14 protein-coding genes are annotated in these 15856 nt (G+C 63.7%); 6 read left to right on the top strand and 8 right to left on the bottom strand.

Annotated elements, in window-relative coordinates:
• Window positions 1-37: 37 nt before the first annotated feature.
• The gene (locus CH290_RS04250; protein ID WP_027498647.1) at window positions 38-1189 is read left to right on the top strand and encodes an ABC transporter substrate-binding protein; all 1152 of its coding nucleotides are present in this window, start codon (window positions 38-40) and stop codon (window positions 1187-1189) included.
• A 4-nt stretch (window positions 1190-1193) separates the two neighbouring features.
• Here CH290_RS04250 and CH290_RS04255 read toward each other — a convergent pair whose 3' ends face one another.
• The gene (locus CH290_RS04255; protein ID WP_020110862.1) at window positions 1194-1958 is read right to left on the bottom strand and encodes an enoyl-CoA hydratase/isomerase family protein; all 765 of its coding nucleotides are present in this window, start codon (window positions 1956-1958) and stop codon (window positions 1194-1196) included.
• A 166-nt stretch (window positions 1959-2124) separates the two neighbouring features.
• Here CH290_RS04255 and CH290_RS04260 point away from each other — a divergent pair, with 166 nt between their 5' ends.
• Window positions 2125-2862, top strand: coding sequence for a FadR/GntR family transcriptional regulator (locus CH290_RS04260; RefSeq protein WP_019663179.1), 738 nt, complete (start codon window positions 2125-2127; stop codon window positions 2860-2862).
• 78 nt (window positions 2863-2940) lie between these two features.
• Here the strand turns inward: CH290_RS04260 and CH290_RS04265 are convergent, their stop codons facing one another.
• Complete coding sequence (locus tag CH290_RS04265) at window positions 2941-3132, bottom strand: ferredoxin (RefSeq protein ID WP_019663180.1); 192 nt, start codon at window positions 3130-3132, stop codon at window positions 2941-2943.
• Between the two features lie 162 nt (window positions 3133-3294).
• Here CH290_RS04265 and CH290_RS04270 point away from each other — a divergent pair, with 162 nt between their 5' ends.
• Genes CH290_RS04270 through CH290_RS04280 form a run of 3 tightly spaced genes read left to right on the top strand, consistent with a single transcriptional unit; the run spans window position 3295 to window position 7222 of the window.
• The gene (locus CH290_RS04270) at window positions 3295-4572 is read left to right on the top strand and encodes a cytochrome P450 (RefSeq protein WP_020110861.1); all 1278 of its coding nucleotides are present in this window, start codon (window positions 3295-3297) and stop codon (window positions 4570-4572) included.
• A complete protein-coding gene (locus tag CH290_RS04275) occupies window positions 4572-5726 on the top strand; it encodes an NAD(P)/FAD-dependent oxidoreductase (RefSeq protein ID WP_020110860.1) in 1155 nt (384 codons plus the stop codon). The genes CH290_RS04270 and CH290_RS04275 overlap by 1 nt, the downstream gene beginning before the upstream one ends.
• A gap of 32 nt (window positions 5727-5758) precedes the next feature.
• Window positions 5759-7222, top strand: coding sequence for an aldehyde dehydrogenase (locus CH290_RS04280; protein WP_019663183.1), 1464 nt, complete (start codon window positions 5759-5761; stop codon window positions 7220-7222).
• A 50-nt stretch (window positions 7223-7272) separates the two neighbouring features.
• Here CH290_RS04280 and CH290_RS04285 read toward each other — a convergent pair whose 3' ends face one another.
• From CH290_RS04285 to CH290_RS04295, 3 genes are read right to left on the bottom strand one after another with little or no spacing between them, the layout of a single operon-like run.
• Window positions 7273-8157 carry an SMP-30/gluconolactonase/LRE family protein gene (locus tag CH290_RS04285; protein ID WP_019663184.1) on the bottom strand — a complete coding sequence of 295 codons (885 nt, stop codon included), beginning with the start codon at window positions 8155-8157 and terminating at the stop codon, window positions 7273-7275.
• Between the two features lie 26 nt (window positions 8158-8183).
• Entirely contained in the window at window positions 8184-8939 is a 756-nt protein-coding gene (locus CH290_RS04290; protein WP_020110859.1) for an SDR family NAD(P)-dependent oxidoreductase, read from the bottom strand.
• Entirely contained in the window at window positions 8936-10174 is a 1239-nt protein-coding gene (locus tag CH290_RS04295; protein WP_020110858.1) for a cytochrome P450, read from the bottom strand. The genes CH290_RS04290 and CH290_RS04295 overlap by 4 nt, the downstream gene beginning before the upstream one ends.
• Window positions 10175-10238: 64 nt before the next feature.
• Here CH290_RS04295 and CH290_RS04300 point away from each other — a divergent pair, with 64 nt between their 5' ends.
• Window positions 10239-11840, top strand: a complete 1602-nt coding sequence (locus tag CH290_RS04300; protein WP_027498646.1) for a flavin-containing monooxygenase — start codon at window positions 10239-10241, stop codon at window positions 11838-11840.
• A gap of 61 nt (window positions 11841-11901) precedes the next feature.
• Here the strand turns inward: CH290_RS04300 and CH290_RS04305 are convergent, their stop codons facing one another.
• Genes CH290_RS04305 through CH290_RS04315 form a run of 3 tightly spaced genes read right to left on the bottom strand, consistent with a single transcriptional unit; the run spans window position 11902 to window position 15706 of the window.
• Window positions 11902-13260, bottom strand: coding sequence for an FAD-dependent oxidoreductase (locus CH290_RS04305; RefSeq protein ID WP_094620700.1), 1359 nt, complete (start codon window positions 13258-13260; stop codon window positions 11902-11904).
• Window positions 13261-13305: 45 nt separating this feature from the next.
• Entirely contained in the window at window positions 13306-13896 is a 591-nt protein-coding gene (locus CH290_RS04310) for a class F sortase (protein ID WP_020113341.1), read from the bottom strand.
• Window positions 13883-15706, bottom strand: coding sequence for a hypothetical protein (locus tag CH290_RS04315; RefSeq protein ID WP_020113342.1), 1824 nt, complete (start codon window positions 15704-15706; stop codon window positions 13883-13885). Before CH290_RS04315 ends, CH290_RS04310 begins: the two co-directional genes overlap by 14 nt.
• Between the last annotated feature and the right edge of the window lie 150 nt (window positions 15707-15856).

Here is a 15856-nt window from a genome sequence, read left to right on the forward strand (position 1 = left end):
ATTATATGCGCATGATTACCAGGAAATGAGAGCAACGATGAAAAGGTTTGCTGTCCCGGCGTTGGCCGCGGCTGCGGTACTCGGCATCGCCGGATGTAGCGGCGGAAGCGGCGGAAGCACCGCGTCGGGGGAAATGCCGTCGGAAATCACGCTTTTCTCCGTCACGGACAAGACCGGAACGTTGTCCTATGCCGGGTCCAACCAACTCAAGGGAATCGAGCTGGCGATCGATGAGATCAACGACCAGAAGTACCTGGGGGAGTCGACGGTCAAGCTGGAAAGCCGCGACACCGCAGGAGAAGCGCAGACCGCCGCGAGTCAGGTCACCGAAGCGACCGTAAATCCCAATGTCGCCGCGATCCTCGGCACAGTGACCAGCGCGCAGTCGATCGCCATCGCGCCTCTTGCGCAAGCGGCCAAGGTGCCCATCGTGTTCACCCAGTCCGGCAGCGAAGGCACACTCGTCGGCGAATACACCTACCGTGCAACCGCTCCCATGGCGACCTACTACGACCAGGCGGGTGAGTACCTCCAGCAGGAGGGCGTGAAGACCCTCGGCATTCTGTACAACAGCGCCAACCCGACCTTGACGCAGTTGTCGGAGAAGACCATTCCGGAGATGGCCGACCGGTTCGGCTACACCGTGGCGTCGACGTCCTCGGTGCAGAACACCACCCAGGATTTCACTGCTCCGATCGCGAAGATCCTCGCCGACAACCCCGACGGGATCGCGATCATGATGAACGGCGCCCAGAACGCCACCGCGGTCTCGCAATTGCGTCAAGCCGGTTACGACGGAACTCTGGTCACGCACACTGGTTCCGGTGCAGGTAATCTCACGCCCGCGGGGCCGGCAGGCGCGGGCATGACCTGGCCCACCGATTTCACCTACCACGGCACCAATCCCGCGACGCAGGAGTTCGTCGCCGCCTACCGCGCCAAGTACAACGGCGAGAACCCGAACAACTATGCAGCCGAGGGGTACGACGCTGCGTGGATGATCGCCCACGCCATCGAGAAGTCCGGTGGTGCGTCGCGCGAGGACATCCAGAACGGTTTGCAGCAGGTCGTGGCCGAGGGCTTCACCGGCGCAGAAGGTGACGTCACCTTCGAGGGCAACGACATGCGAGTCAAAGGCGCGGTCGTGCAGTGGAACGGCACCGAGGAAGTTCTGCTGTCCGAGAAGTAGCCGTTCACTCCGGGTCCGGGAAGACGGCCTTCCTCTTCTGAAGGAAGGCCGTCGCACCCTCGATCATGTCAGGGCTGCCGACCGCCTGGTTGAGCATGCCGAGTCCTGTCGAGAACGAGTCGCGTGCTGCGTTCCACCACACGTTGGAGCTGATCTTGGTGATCTCGAGGTAGCGGGGACTCAACGCAGAAATCTCGTCGCACCATCCCCGGACCGTCTCCTCCAGCTTGTCGTCGTCGACCACCTCGTTGACCAGACCCAGATCCAACGCCTGCTGTGCGGAATAGCGTCGGCAGAGCATGGCCATCTCCTTGGCGCGCTTCTCGCCGATCTGAACGCCCATCACGTTGGTGGCTCCGGTGACCGGGGAGCTTCCGACGCGCGGGCCGGTCTGGCCGAAGGTTGCCGAGCGGGCAGCAACAGCCAGGTCGCACGCGACGATCAGCTCGTTCCCACCGCCTGCGGCGGCGCCGTTGACGGCGGCGATCACCGGCCGTGGGCAGTTGCGGATGGAGTCGAACAGACGCAACGAGCCCCGGTACAGCCTGCGCATCTCCTTCGGCGTCGGCTCGCTGAGCTTGGCCAATGACCCGCCCGCGCAGAAGCTGCCTCCCGATCCGGTGATGACGACCGAGCGATAGCCGGAGGCGTCGTCGAGTGCGTCGGCAATCGCGGCCGACATCTCGGGGTCGAATGCATTGCGCCGCTCGGGCCTGTTGAGGCGGATCCAGAGCGTGGCCGGTGTACTTTCGATGATTACGTCAGGCATGAACGTTCCTGTTCGTCGGCGTGGGGGTTGAAGAAGTTGTAAAGCGGGGAACTGCGGTTTTGTGGTCGAAGACCAGCTCGGGCTTTATTGTTATAATCAATCGCCTTGATTTACGGGGCGTCCGCGGGCAGCGTTGTCGTCCGCGCGAAGCTGGGAGGACACACTCATGACCGTGACCAATCGCGCTCCCAAGGCGGCGATGGTGATCGCTCAACAGATCATCCGTGACACGCTGCGCCAGGGCCTCACCGTCGGCAATCTTCTTCCGCCCGAGAAGGCGATGCTCGAGAAGTATCAGATCGGCCGAGGAACGCTGCGTGAGGCGCTTCGCCTGCTCGAGTTTCAGGGAGTCATTGCGCTCAAGCCGGGACCCAAAGGTGGTCCGGTCCTGCTCGACCCCGACGCCTCGCATTTGGCCAGCACCGTCATCCTGCTCATGCAGCTCAAGAACGCGCCGTTCAAGGCCATCGCCGAAGCGCGCGTGGCGATGGAGCCGATGATCAGTAGGTTGGCCGCCGAACGCATCACCGACGAGTCTCTTGGCCAGCTCAACGGCACCATCGAAGCGATGCGCGATTCCCTCGACGATCAGTACATCTTCCTCGAGGCCAACAAGCAGTTCCACGACATCATCGCCTGGTCGTCGGGTAATCCGCTGTTCGGCTACCTCGTGGACTCGCTGCTCGGGATCATGGACGGCACGATCATCGGCATCGACTATCCGGCGCCTCGTCGCGCCGCGATCCTGACAGCTCATCAATCGATCTACGACTCTCTCCTCGCGCACGATCCAGGCCTCTCGCAGGACCGGATGGCGCAGCACATCAACGAGTACGTTCGGTACGCCGAGCGGAAGTTCCCCGACGTCATGGGCTCGGTCATTCAGTGGGATCGGGCTCTGTAACGCTGCTGGTGGCCTGTGCTGGCGGGTATGGTCGGGCCGCCAGGAGAGCGCCCGACCATCCCCGCTGCTGCACTGCGCTCAACCGACAGTGATGGCCCGCTCCGGGCAGCTGTCCGCGCCTGCCCTGGCCTCCCCGAGGTGGTCGGGTTCTTGCCCTTCGGGCAGCACGTAGGCATGTCCGTCCTCGTCGCGCAGGGCGAAGACCTGCGGTGACGTCATTTGGCACAGGCCGTGCCCCTGGCACTGGAACTCGTCGACCGATACGTTCACGACTCCTCCTTCGAAGCGCTCTTTGTTTACAGCCACTCCAGTGACTTGAACTATAAGCTGGTCACCGTTGTGATGTTGACAACATTGTAATCTAGTATAACCATTATCAGAACAAGGCCCGAATGGTTGCGCCAGATTTCGCTTGCAGGAGGAAACACAGACATGACGGAAAGCGGCCGTTGCCCGGTCATCCACTTCGACCACAACTCGCAGGAACACTCCGCTGACCCTGTCGGCTCCTACCGCAAGCTCAGGAACGCGGAGAAGCGCGGTTGGTCCGAAGCGCACGGCGGCTACTGGGTTCTCTCCGATTACGACGCTGTCTTCGACGCGTCTCGCGACGACGACACGTTCTCCTCGGCGCGTAACGAATACGGCGGCGAGGGCTTGTCGGTGGTCATTCCCAAAACGCCCATGCACTTTCACATCCCGATCGAGTTGGATCCGCCGGAGTTTCGTAAGTACCGCAAGATCGTCAACCCCATCACTTCTCCAGCTGCCGTCGAAAAGATGAAGGATCTGGTCGAGCACCACACCACCGCCTTCATCGACAGCGTCATCGAGGCGGGCGAATGCGACTTCACCTCCGTCATCGGCGTTCCGGCCATCGTCACGGTCGACTGGCTCGGCCTCGGCATCGAAGACTGGAAGACCTACGCGGCCGCGCACCACGAGGCTCTCGCTGGGGTACCGGGAACTCCGCACTACGAGCATGCGATGAAAGTCGACTTCCCGTATCTGTCTGCCAAGATGCGCTCGGTCATTGCCGATCGACGCGAGAACCCGACCGACGATGTCATCAGCTATCTCGTGCAGCAGGAGGTCGACGGCCGCGTCCTCGACGACTTCGAGGTGTTCGCGATGGTCGAGCTGTTGGTCGCGGGCGGCACGGGAACGACGGCCTCACTGGTCAGCCAGACCCTCGTCTGGCTTGCCGACCATACCGACGTACGGAAGCGGCTCATCGACGACCCGTCGCTCATGGACCACGCCGTCGAAGAATTCCTCCGGTTCTTCTCGCCGACGCAGGCGCTCGCCCGCACGGTCACCGACGACGTCGAATTCAAGGGATGCCCGATGAAGAAGGGCGACCGTGTGCTTCTGTCCTGGGCGTCGGCGAACCGCGACGAAGAGCTGTTCGAGAACCCCGACGAGATCGACATCGACCGCTGGCCCAACCGCCACACCGCATTCGGAATCGGGGTGCATCGATGCTCCGGTTCGCACCTCGGTCGTCTGATGGCCAAGACGCTGTTGACGCAGATCCTCGACCGTATGCCGGATTACACGATCGAGCGCGACAAGCTGGAGCGTTACCCGCACCAGGGCACCAACATGGGCTGGCAGCGGATTCCGGCGCACTTCACACCCGGAAAACGAATCCTGGCCGACGGCGAGGCGCTCGCCGCCGCCACCGCACCCGCAGCCCCGATGTACTGATGAAAGTTGTCATCGTCGGGGGCGGTCTCGCCGGAGCACGGTCCTGTGAAACGTTGCGTGCGCGCGGTTTCGAAGGGGAGATCGTGCTTCTTGCTGCCGAGAAGCACCTACCGTACGACCGTCCCCCTCTCACCAAGGCTGCGTTGAAGGGCGAGCTGAACACACAGTTGCGCACCGACTACGACGACTTGAACGTCGATGTCCGTATCGGTAGCGCCGCAACAGGACTCGACACTTCGGCCAGGCAGGTCCACACAGCAGGCGGGCCGATCGAGTACGACGCCTTGATCATTGCGACGGGCGCCGCACCCATCCGCGTGCCTGGTAGCGATCGGCAGACGGCCGTGCGCACCGTCGACGATTCCCATGCGCTCCGCGAGAAGCTCGTTCCCGGAGCGAAAATCGTTCTCGTCGGCGCAAGTTGGATCGGCGCGGAGGTCGCGACGGCGGCTCTTGCTGCCGGCGCCGAGGTAACCTGCATCGAGTATGGTCCCGCGCCGCTCGGGAATGCACTGGGTGAGGAAGTCGGCAAGCGATTCGTCGACTGGTGGTCGGAGGTGGACCTGCGTCTCGGGGTCGGCGTTCGCGAAGTCACCGACACCGGCGTCACGCTGACCACCGGCGAGGAGATTCCAGCCGATGTCGTCGTCGCCGGAGTCGGCGTCAGGCCGGATGTGGCGTGGTTGGAAGGATCGGGACTCGACATCGATCGCGGGGTCGTCGTCGACGAGAACCTGCGAACGTCCGATCCCCACGTATTCGCAGTCGGTGACGTCGCGGTGCGCTGGTCTCCACGTTCGAGCACGTCTTTGCTCGTCGAGCATTGGGACGACGCAAGAACCGGTCCCGACGCGATCGCCCAGACCCTGACGGGCGGCGAACCCGTCGCTCACGATCCGGTCCCGTACTTCTGGAGTGATCAATTCGGTCACAAGCTCCAGTACGTCGGTCACCACGCAGCCACCGACACAGTCGTCGTTCGTGACGGCGTGGACGGGAGATGGGCAGCGGCGTGGATCGACGACACAGGGCTGCTCACAGCACATCTCAGTATCGACACGCCAAAGCTCATGATCGGCGCACGCGCTGCTATTTCCGCAGGCGCACGGCCCGATGCAACGGCGCTTCGCGATATCGACCGACCGCTCAGCTAAATCCGTTCGGCAACAACAGGAGTGATGTACCGATGACCGCTACAGTCCCCACCGCCACGACCCTGAAGAGCTACGACAAACTGTTCATCGGTGGAAAGTGGGTGGAGCCGTCCAGCGACAAGGTGATCGACGTCGTCTCCCCGATCACCGAGGAACTGCTCGCGACGGTCCCCGAAGCGCAGCCCGCCGACATCGACAAGGCCGTCGCTGCCGCACGGAAAGCGTTCGACGAAGGCCCATGGCCGCGTCTCACCGCCGCCGAACGGGCGAAGTACCTCATCCGCATCCAAGAAGAGGTGGAGAAACGATTCGACGCCATGGCAACCGCGTTCACCGCCGAGATCGGCGCACCCGCGGGCGCGAGCGTCGCATTCCACAACAACGCCCTCAAGATGTGGGGTGACGCCTCCACCCTCCACGAACGATTCGAATTCGAGGAAGAGCGCAGCTGGCCCGAAGGCCACGGCAAACTCGTCCGCGAGCCGATCGGCGTCGTTGCAACGATCATCCCGTGGAACGGCCCGGTCGCCACGGCCTCGCTGAAGATCGCGCCTGCTCTCGCTGCCGGTTGTACGGTCGTGCTCAAGCCTGCACCCGAAGGTCCGGTCAGTACCATGCTGCTCGCCGAGGCACTCGAAGCAGCAGGTCTGCCCGAGGGCGTCATCTCGCTGCTACCGGGCGGCCGCGAGACCGGCGAGTACCTGGTGCGGCACAAAGACGTCGACAAGATTTCGTTCACCGGATCGACCATCGCCGGACGAAAGATCATGAGCATCTGCGGCGAGCGCATCGCACGGGTCACCCTGGAACTGGGTGGAAAGTCTGCCGGCATCATCGCCGACGACATCGCTCTCGACAAGGTGTTCCCCGGCCTTGCGTTCGCAGGTATCGGCCACAGCGGGCAGGTCTGCGCTGCCATCACCCGCATCGTCGTCCCGCGTCACCGTCAGGACGAGGTGGTGGAGACCATCAAGACGATCTTCGAGTCGGTGTCCGTCGGCGACCCACGTGAGGACAGCACCGTCATCGGACCACTCGCCGCCGAGCGACAGCGCACCCGCGTGCTCGACTACATCGAGGTCGGCAAGGCCGAAGGTGCCAGGCTCGTGACCGGTGGTGGACGCCCGGCCGGACTGGACAAGGGCTGGTACGTCGAGCCGACGCTGTTCGCCGACGTCACCAACGACATGCGCATTGCGCAGGAGGAAATCTTCGGTCCGGTCGTCGTGGTGATCCCGTTCGACGATGTCGAGGAGGCCGTCGCCATCGCCAACGATTCCGATTACGGACTCTCCGGAGCCGTCTACGCCGAGGACGCCGCGCTCGCGGAAAGCGTTGCCCGACGCGTCCGCACCGGACAGATCTCGATCAACGGCTGGGACATGTGCGTCACGCAGCCGTTCGGTGGATACAAGCAGTCCGGTTTGGGGCGCGAAGGCAATGTCGAAGGCTTGAGTTCGTTCCTCGAGACCAAGCTGATTCAGTTCGCGAACTAGCCTGCCCCACGAAAAGGGCCCCTCTCTCGAGAGGGGCCCTTTTCTCAGGATTACGCCGGTACGTCGACTCTGACCGAAAGTAGGCTCGCATCTCGGGTGTCCTGGCGTGCATGCTCCGAGGAGGACGGTGCAGCACACGCGAACAGCGTCCGTCCGTCCTGCCCGCCGAGCATGCAGGCGAAAACACCTGTCGGGAAGACTTTCTCTTCGACGATCTCCCCGCCTTCCATGACACGAATCAACTTCTGATGGAGGGCATCGGCAACCCAGATTGCACCTTCGGAGTCGAGCCCGATGCCGTCCGGTGCGACCTGTGCTGCGCGCATCGCGTCCTTGACCGTGGTGCGGGGAACCTCGGCGCCGAACGCCGCCCAGGTGCGCCGGTTCGACAAGCCACCATCGTCGGCGATGTCGAAGGCGGTCAACCGGTTGCCCATGGACTCGGCGACGACCAGGGTTCGGTCCTTCGTGATGACGGATCCGTTGGGGAACAGCAGATCTCCGGCCGCGATGTCGGCGTCTCCATTGGGAGCCACATGGATGAGTACTGCAGATTCGACGTACGACCTGCTGCGAAACTCGAATCCGAACGTGCTGATGTAGGCATGCCCGCGTTCGTCGACGACCATGTCGTTCAACTTGCCGGTGGCAAGGTGGGCCACGTCGGCGTGGGTGACGAGGCTGCCATCGTTCTCGCGTCGTAGCACGAGCCCATCGACCATCGAGACGATCAGCAGACGGCCGTCGGGTAGCCAGCCGAGACCGGAGGGGCGGTCGGTCAGGGTCGCCTCGACGCGAACATCACCCTCGTCACCGATCGAAAGTACCTCGTGAGCATAGAGATCCGAGATCCAGATTCGTCCGTCGTGCCAGCGCGGGCATTCCAGGAATGCCCGGTCGGTGACGATGGTGCTGATGTCGGTAGTGCTGGTCATTGTTCCAATCCTTTTCGTGTCGATCTCTATGGTGTCAAGAATCCGCCGTCGACGGCGATGGTTTGTCCGGTGACGAACGAGGCTGCGTCCGAGCACAGCCACAGTGAGGTTCGAGCGACCTCGTCCGGGGCTCCGAGCCGGCCCAGCGGCGTGCGAGTCTTGGTGTCGGACTCAGCGGTTTCCCCGCGTCGTGCGCGCGCCTGCCGCAGCATCGGAGTGTCGATCGGACCAGGACAGACCGTGTTGACGCGGATTCCGGCAGAGGCGTACTCGAGTGCCGCGGTGTTGCTCAGGCCAACTACGGCGTGCTTGGTTGCGGTGTACCCTGGTGAACCTGCCAGCGCTCGAAGCGATCTGACCGAACCGATATTGACGATGGAACCACCGCGATCGGCGTCGAGCATTGCTCTGATCTGGAACTTCATGCACAGCAGGACCGAGGTGAGATTGACCGTCAGCATTCGGGCGAACTCGGCCTCGTCGACATCGACGATGCAATGACGATCGGGAGCGATGGCTGCATTGTTGACGGCGAAATCGAGGCGGCCGAAGCTGCTGATGGTGGCGTCGACCATATTGTGAATCTGCCCGGAGTCGGCGACGTCTACCTGTACGAACTCGGCTCGTGCACCGAGTGCTTCGATCTCGGCAACCGTAGTCTTCCCAGCAGTCTCATCGAGGTCGGCGGCGACGACATCTGCGCCTTCCCTCGCGAAGGCGAGGGCCGTTGCGTTGCCCATCCCGGCGCCTGCACCGGTGACCAGTGCGGTTCTACCCTTCACGCGGATACCGAGCGACGAACGCCTGGCGTGAACGTTGCTGGGAGCGAACGGAAGCCCACGTTGACGCCCTGCCTGATGTAGCGCTGCATCTTGGACTCGTCGATGGCGAAGTCCGGCATCCGTTCGAGGATCTGGCCGATGAGTGAACGCGCCATGGCCCGGCCGAGATGGGAACCGGCGCAACGATGTACTCCCACCCCGAAGGCCGTGTGACGGTTGGGCCAGCGCTCGATGTCCAGCTCGTCGGGATTCTCGAAGCCGGCGGCCTCGTCGCGGTTCGCCGACGCCCAGGACAACAGAACTCGGTCGCCCTCACGCATCGGGCATCCCTTGAACTCGATGTCCTGAGTGACGGTACGGGCCAGGGCCTGAGTGGGCGAGAAGTACCGAAGAAACTCCTCGACCGCATGGTCCAGCAGGGATGGATCGTCGATCAGCTTCTGCCGAGCGTCGTGATGTTGATGCAGCCAGACGAGAGCCTGGCTGACCAACGATGCGGTCGTTCCGACACCGCCGGAGATGAGCAACTCGACGATGGAGAAGACCTCGTCGTCGGTGATGGGACGGTCGTCGATCGACTGCTGAACGAGGAAGCTGATGGCGTCGTCGGTCGGGTTCTCGCGGCGAGCTGCGATGATCTCTCGCATCTGCGCGGAACACGCAGGAAGGTCCACCTCCACTGCCTGCTTGAACTCCGCGCTGTCCTGGGGAGATGCAAGAGTTGCTCGGTGCGCGGAGGAGTACCGGCGCCACTCGTCGGTGGGGATACCAAGCCAGTCGATCGTGACGATCGACGGCACCCCGATGATGTCCGAGAAGTCGCACTCGCCCGCTTCGATCACTTCGTCGATGAACCAGGTCGTGTAGTGCGCGATCATGTCCGTCATCCGGCCGACGGCCGCGGGCGCGGTGATCAGATTGACGATCTTTCGATACTTCCGGAACTCCGGCGGATCGAGCTCGATCGGGATGTGCTGATGCATAGGGGTCTTGGGGATGACCACCGACAGTCCGTCGCCACCGGAGGGGGTTCTGCGCGAGGTGAAGATGTCGTCGTCGCGAGCGGCCTCGAAGACTGCGTCGTATCCGGCGAGAACCCAGTAGCCTCCGTTGGCCTCACTCCATGCGACGTCGTGCTTGGATCGAAACTCTCGGTACGAGCCGATCGGGTCTGCGGAGTGCTCGGGTGAATTGTGATCGAAATGGGCTATTGGGCAACGTGACTGATCTGCCATGGGTGCTCCCTCCGCGTGATTGTGACCGTTGACACAACCAGGCTACCCCAATACCGTGCTAATCATGCGCACTAATAGAGAAGATTCGTTCGACGCGGTGATCGTCGGAGCAGGGTTCTCCGGCCTCTACCTGCTGTGGAAGCTCAGAGGCCAAGGCCTGAACGTCCATCTCTTCGAAGCGGGCGAGGACGTAGGAGGAACGTGGTTCTGGAACCGGTATCCAGGTGCGCGATGCGACGTCGAGAGCGTCGACTACTCGTTCTCGTTCGATGAAGAATTACAGCAGGAGTGGCGATGGAAGGAGCGCTACCCTGCGCAACCCGAGATCCTCGAATACCTACAGCACGTTGCAGATCGATTCGATCTCCGACGCGACATCTCGCTGCACACGCGAGTGCAGTCGTCGCAGTACGACGAGGACACGCGGACCTGGGCGGTACACGCCGACGGGGCTGAGGTCACGACGCAATTTCTGATCATGGCAACTGGGTGTCTGTCGGTTCCTCAGACGCCGAACATTGCTGGGCTTGAAAGCTTTGCGGGCAAGACCTACCACACTGGAGACTGGCCCAAGGAGGGGGTCGATTTCACCGACAAGCGCGTCGCGGTGATCGGCACGGGGTCGTCGGGCATTCAGCTCATTCCCGAGGTCGCGAAGGTAGCCGAACACCTGACCGTGCTGCAACGTACGGCGAGTTTCTCGGTGCCGGCGCTCAACGGGCCACTCGACCCCGAGTTCGAGCGCGAGGTGAAGGCGAACTATCCCGAGCGTAGGCGTCGGGCGCGGGCGTCGTCGGCCGGTGTCGAGCGCGGAGACAACGAGCAGAACGCGCTGGATGTGGCCCACGAAGATCGAGTGAAAGAGTTCGACGGGCGATGGGGCAAGGGTGGCTTTGCTTTACTGGGTGCATATCAGGATCTGATGCTGACCGACGAGGCGAACGACACGGTCGCCGACTACGTTCGCGACAAGATCCGGGCGACGGTCGAGGATCCCGATACTGCCGAATCGTTGATCCCGCGGGGATACCCGCTCGGCGCCAAGCGGATCTGCGTCGACACGAACTATTTCGAAACGTACAACCGAGACAATGTCACCCTGGTGGACCTACGGAAATCTCCACTGGAATCGATCACTCCCACGGGAGCGCGTACCGGAGATGCGGACCATGAGTTCGACGTACTCTGCCTCGCAACCGGATTCGACGCCATGACCGGTGCTCTCGACCGCATCGATATCACCGGCGTCGGCGGCGAGAGGCTGAAGAACAAGTGGCAGCACGGACCGACCACTTACCTGGGGCTCGGCGTCGCAGGCTTCCCCAACCTGCTTCTCATCGCGGGATCGGGCAGTCCGTCCGTGTTGGCCAACATGGTCACCGCCATCGAGCAACACGTCGAATGGACAGCGGAACTACTGGGGTACATGAGCTCTCACGGATACGACACCATCGAGCCCACCCCTGAGGCCGAGGAAGGCTGGGTGGCGCACGTCAACGAGATGGCGTCGTACACGGTGTTTCCAAAGGCCGCCTCGTGGTACATGGGTGCCAACATTCCGGGCAAACCGCAAATTTTCATGCCGTACGTCGGAGGGTGTGTCGAATACGAGAAGAAGTGCAACGAGGTCGCCGAGAAAGGCTACTCAGGGTTCGTTCTTCGTTGATGTGCCCGTGAGTGGCTCTACACAAGTGCTGTGCAGAACTACCCACGGGAACGCAACGTGCTCATTCCTTCGACGCGGCGACCATCTCTTCACGTTCGACGACTTTGACGCGTTCGCGGCCTTCGGGTTCGCCGAGGGAGCGTTCGTGGGCGTCGAGGCGGTACCAGCCGTCCCAGGTGGTGAAGGGAACCTTCTTGTCTTCGAGGAACGTGGTGACCGCGTCGAGATCGGGGTCGGTGGCGCCGGTGAAGCCGGGTGCGTCCTCGAGGAGGTTGGCGACGGTTTCGTTGGCGTCGCCCTTGGTGTGACCGATCAGGCCGACGGGTCCACGCTTGATCCAGCCGGTGACGTAGGTGGCCGGGACCGGGGTGGTCGAGGACGGGGACTCCACGACGCGGCCTGCTTCGTTGGGGATGGTGCCGGCTTGGTCGTCGAAGGGGAGTTGGGCGATGTTCTGGGAGAGGTAGCCGACGGCGCGGTAGACCGCTTGGACGTCCCAGTCGTTGTAGGTGCCGGTGCCGCGGACGTTGCCGGTGCCGTCGAGTTCGGTGCGTTCGGTGCGTAGTCCGACGACCTTGCCGTTCTCGCCGAGGATTTCGGTGGGGGATTCGAAGAAGTGCAGGAACAGTTTGTGGGGGCGGTTGCCGACGTCGCGGATGGCCCAGTCCTGCAGGGTGTTGGCGACCATGTCGACCTGCTTGGATCCGCGGCGGGCGGCTTCGGAGCCTTCGTCGTAGTCGATGTCCTCGGGGGCGACGATGACCTCGATGTTGGGGGAGTGGTCGAGTTCGCGGAGTTCGAGGGGGGTGAACTTGGCTTGCGCGGGTCCGCGGCGTCCGAAGACGTGGACTTCGAGGGCCTTGTTGGCTTTGAGGCCTTCGTAGACGTTGGCGGGGATTTCGGTGGGGAGGAGTTCGTCGCCGGTCTTGGCGAGGACGCGGGCGACGTCGAGGGCGACGTTGCCGACGCCGAGGACGGCGACTTTCTCGGCGTCGAGGGGCCAGGTGCGGGGGACGTCGGGGTGGCCGTCGTACCAGGAGACGAAGTCGGCGGCGCCGTAGCTGCCGTCGAGGTCGATGCCGGGGATGTTCAGTGCGCGGTCGGCGTTGGCGCCGGTGGAGAAGATGACGGCGTCGTAGAAGCGGCGCAGGTCGTCGAGGGTGATGTCGGTGCCGTAGTCGATGTTGCCGAGCAGGCGGACCTGGGGCTTGTCGAGGACCTTGTGCAGGGCGGTGATGATGCCTTTGATGCGGGGGTGGTCCGGTGCGACGCCGTAGCGGATGAGGCCGAAGGGTGCGGGCATGCGCTCGAACAGGTCGATACTGACATCTGTGTCGGACTTCATGAGTGCGTCGGCGGCGTAGATGCCTGCGGGTCCGGCGCCGACGATGGCGACGCGGAGAGGTCTTGTTTCGTTCATCCCCTAATCGTAGTTATCATGCGCATAGATGCAACACCCATTTGTTCAGCCAGCCAGCTGCGCCACGACGAAGAAGTTGTCTCCCGTCGGTTCGCCATTGCGTACGTCGCAGTTGGCGAGGATCAGTCGGCCGGGGACCTGCGCTCGCAGGTCGTTGTCGGCCAGGAGGGAGCCCTTCGGCAGGGGCCCGACCGATTCGACGCCGTATTCGAGAGTGCCGGTCGCTGTGCGCACTACGACGATGTCGCCGACCTGCGCCACTCCGAGTGACCGAAACGGTGCGTCCCGCGTCGAGTAGTTGTGGCCCACCACGACCACTGTCTGCTCAGTGTCGGTTCCGGGTAGCCCGCTCTCGGCCCACCACGCGGGTCGCTCGTCCACGGGGTTGAGTACTTGCGACGAGTCGCGGTACAGGCCGTCGGGATTGACCGTGCTGCTCATGTAGGTCTGCGACTCGGCGGATCGTAGCTCGATCCACTCCGGTTGCGCGGGAGCAACCGGAGACGGTGGAGCCGCAGAAATCTGCGCCTCCACCGCCGACCGATCGGGCGGTGTCACACTGGCCGGCTCCGACTGCGCACAGCCGGTCAGTGTGACACCCAGAGCGATCGCGACTGCGAACTTACGCAGATGCATCGGTCGAGTTGCGACGACGCAGGTAGAGCCCGCCACCCACCGCGGCAACAGCGACGACGCCGACGCCGGCCAAGATTGCCGGTGTCGCGGACGAGCTGTCCGAATCGCCCGACGCTTCGGTGGACGAATCGCCCAGTGCCAGATCGACAGCGGGCAGTTCTCCGGCAAGGACGGTGACACCGTCGTCGTCGGTGGTGAAGTAGTCCGCGACCGTGAACGATCCGTCCTCGTTGGACACGCCCACCAGTTCCACACCGGTCTCGTCGACGACCACCGTGGTGTCATCGACCTGGGTCACGGGGACGTCGTCCTTCGTCGTCCCGCCGATGTTGATGGTCCAGCTGAATTTCGGTCCGCTCGCTGCCAATTCAGCTGCCTTGGCCTTCAGATCGGCTTCGGCCTTGGTCGCTGCATCGGCTGCCGTCTTGGCCTCGGCCGCTGCGGTCTGCGCAGCCTTCACGTCCGCTGCTGCGGTGTCGGACGCGGCCTGAGCTGCCGTCAGATCGGCTTCGGTCCGCGTCACGTCGGCTTCCGCGGTGGCCAGTGCCGCATTGGCTTCCTCGACCGCGGCCTCTGCATCGGCGGCGGCCTTTTCGAGCGCTGCGATATCCGCATCCGACGGCGCTGCGTCGAGGTCGGCCTGCGCTTGCGTTGCCGCGGCCGCAGCCGCGGTGGCCTTCTCCTGGGCTGCAGTCGCAGCGGTCCGTGCGTCGGCAGCAGCTTTGTTCGCGGCGGTTGCTGCCTCCGTCGACGTCGCCGCTGCCGCTTCGAGATCCCGTGCATTGGCCTCGGCTGCCGCGGAGACGTCCAGCGCTGTGCGTGCGGCAATGGCCGCCGACAGCGATTCGGCTGCTCTGGCCGCCGCCGCGCGGACAGCGGCACTCACCTTGGCGAGGTTGAGAGTCTTGAACGAATCCTGCACTGCGACGATCGAATCCTGCAGCGCCGTGGCAGCTGCTTCGGCATCGGCAGACGCGGTGGCAGCAAGCTCGGCCTTGGCGGTCGCGTCGGCACGTGCTGCCGCTGCGGCCTCCACCGCTTCCGGGTCACCGGCACCGGCCGCTTCGGCTTCCAACCGGTCTGCCTCGGCGAGGGCTGTGGCTGCGGCAGTGTCGGCGTCGGTCTTGGCCTGTGCAGCCGCAGTATTCGCTGCTTCGAGAGCTGCGGTGTCGGCCTTGGCCTTGTTCACCGCTCCGACGGCAGCGATGCGGTCCAGTTCGGCGGCTGTTGCGTCGGCGTCGGCCTTCTTGGCCTTCACCACCGCGTCCGCCGCAGCGAGCTCTGCCTTGGTGACCGCGGTACTTGCCGCGGCATCTGCGGCGACGGCTGCATCGAGACGAGCCTGCGCCGCGGTGGATGCCTCCGCAGCGGCTTTGCTCTTGGCCTCGGCGTCCGCGAGCGCTTGCTTCTCGGCGTCGCTGAGCTGCGGGACGATGTCGACGTTGATCGTCGCCGTGCCGTCGTCGTTGAACACGACCCCGCCCGTTACCTGGGGGAGAGGTCGATCGGTCGACGGTGCTTCGGGGGCAGGCACCGCTGCTGCCGACGCATCACCTGCGCCGGGTGCAGGAACATCCGCAGGCGGTTGCACGAGTGCATCTCCCGACGGCGTGGTTGCTTCCCCGGTGGGCGCCTGCTCGTCGGCCGGCGGATCGGTAGGTGCCTGCTCGGCGACGCTGTTCGACGGTGGCGGAGTCTCCTCCTGTGCTGCGGCAATTCCTGGTGCAGCCAGTGCGAAGGAGAGTGCGACGGCGGCTCCGGCGGCGGCGATGCGAGTCCTCCGCGAACGGGCGATCGACTTCTGTGACATGGATGTTCAAGCCCTTCGGTCCTGGTGGCCGGAGCCACCGACACCTCCGTCCCGATCCGGAAATGCTTTTAGTGAGGCACACGTACTTGTGCTTCATGGACCGTAACGGACCGAAAGGTCTCTCAGGGTTTACCAAGGAATTGGTTATGC

Origin of the sequence: Rhodococcus sp. 06-156-4 (genome assembly GCF_002259345.1) — a bacterium.
Lineage (GTDB): Bacteria > Actinomycetota > Actinomycetes > Mycobacteriales > Mycobacteriaceae > Rhodococcoides > Rhodococcoides fascians_E.

Coding starts and splice junctions, on each gene's coding strand:
- CH290_RS04310 (WP_020113341.1), bottom strand. CDS start 13,896: ATGCATCTGCGTAAGTTCGCAGTCGCGATCGCTCTGGGTGTCACACTG.
- CH290_RS04275 (WP_020110860.1), top strand. CDS start 4,572: ATGAAAGTTGTCATCGTCGGGGGCGGTCTCGCCGGAGCACGGTCCTGT.
- CH290_RS04270 (WP_020110861.1), top strand. CDS start 3,295: ATGACGGAAAGCGGCCGTTGCCCGGTCATCCACTTCGACCACAACTCG.
- CH290_RS04300 (WP_027498646.1), top strand. CDS start 10,239: ATGCGCACTAATAGAGAAGATTCGTTCGACGCGGTGATCGTCGGAGCA.
- CH290_RS04260 (WP_019663179.1), top strand. CDS start 2,125: ATGACCGTGACCAATCGCGCTCCCAAGGCGGCGATGGTGATCGCTCAA.
- CH290_RS04250 (WP_027498647.1), top strand. CDS start 38: ATGAAAAGGTTTGCTGTCCCGGCGTTGGCCGCGGCTGCGGTACTCGGC.
- CH290_RS04315 (WP_020113342.1), bottom strand. CDS start 15,706: ATGTCACAGAAGTCGATCGCCCGTTCGCGGAGGACTCGCATCGCCGCC.
- CH290_RS04295 (WP_020110858.1), bottom strand. CDS start 10,174: ATGGCAGATCAGTCACGTTGCCCAATAGCCCATTTCGATCACAATTCA.
- CH290_RS04255 (WP_020110862.1), bottom strand. CDS start 1,958: ATGCCTGACGTAATCATCGAAAGTACACCGGCCACGCTCTGGATCCGC.
- CH290_RS04280 (WP_019663183.1), top strand. CDS start 5,759: ATGACCGCTACAGTCCCCACCGCCACGACCCTGAAGAGCTACGACAAA.
- CH290_RS04305 (WP_094620700.1), bottom strand. CDS start 13,260: ATGAACGAAACAAGACCTCTCCGCGTCGCCATCGTCGGCGCCGGACCC.
- CH290_RS04285 (WP_019663184.1), bottom strand. CDS start 8,157: ATGACCAGCACTACCGACATCAGCACCATCGTCACCGACCGGGCATTC.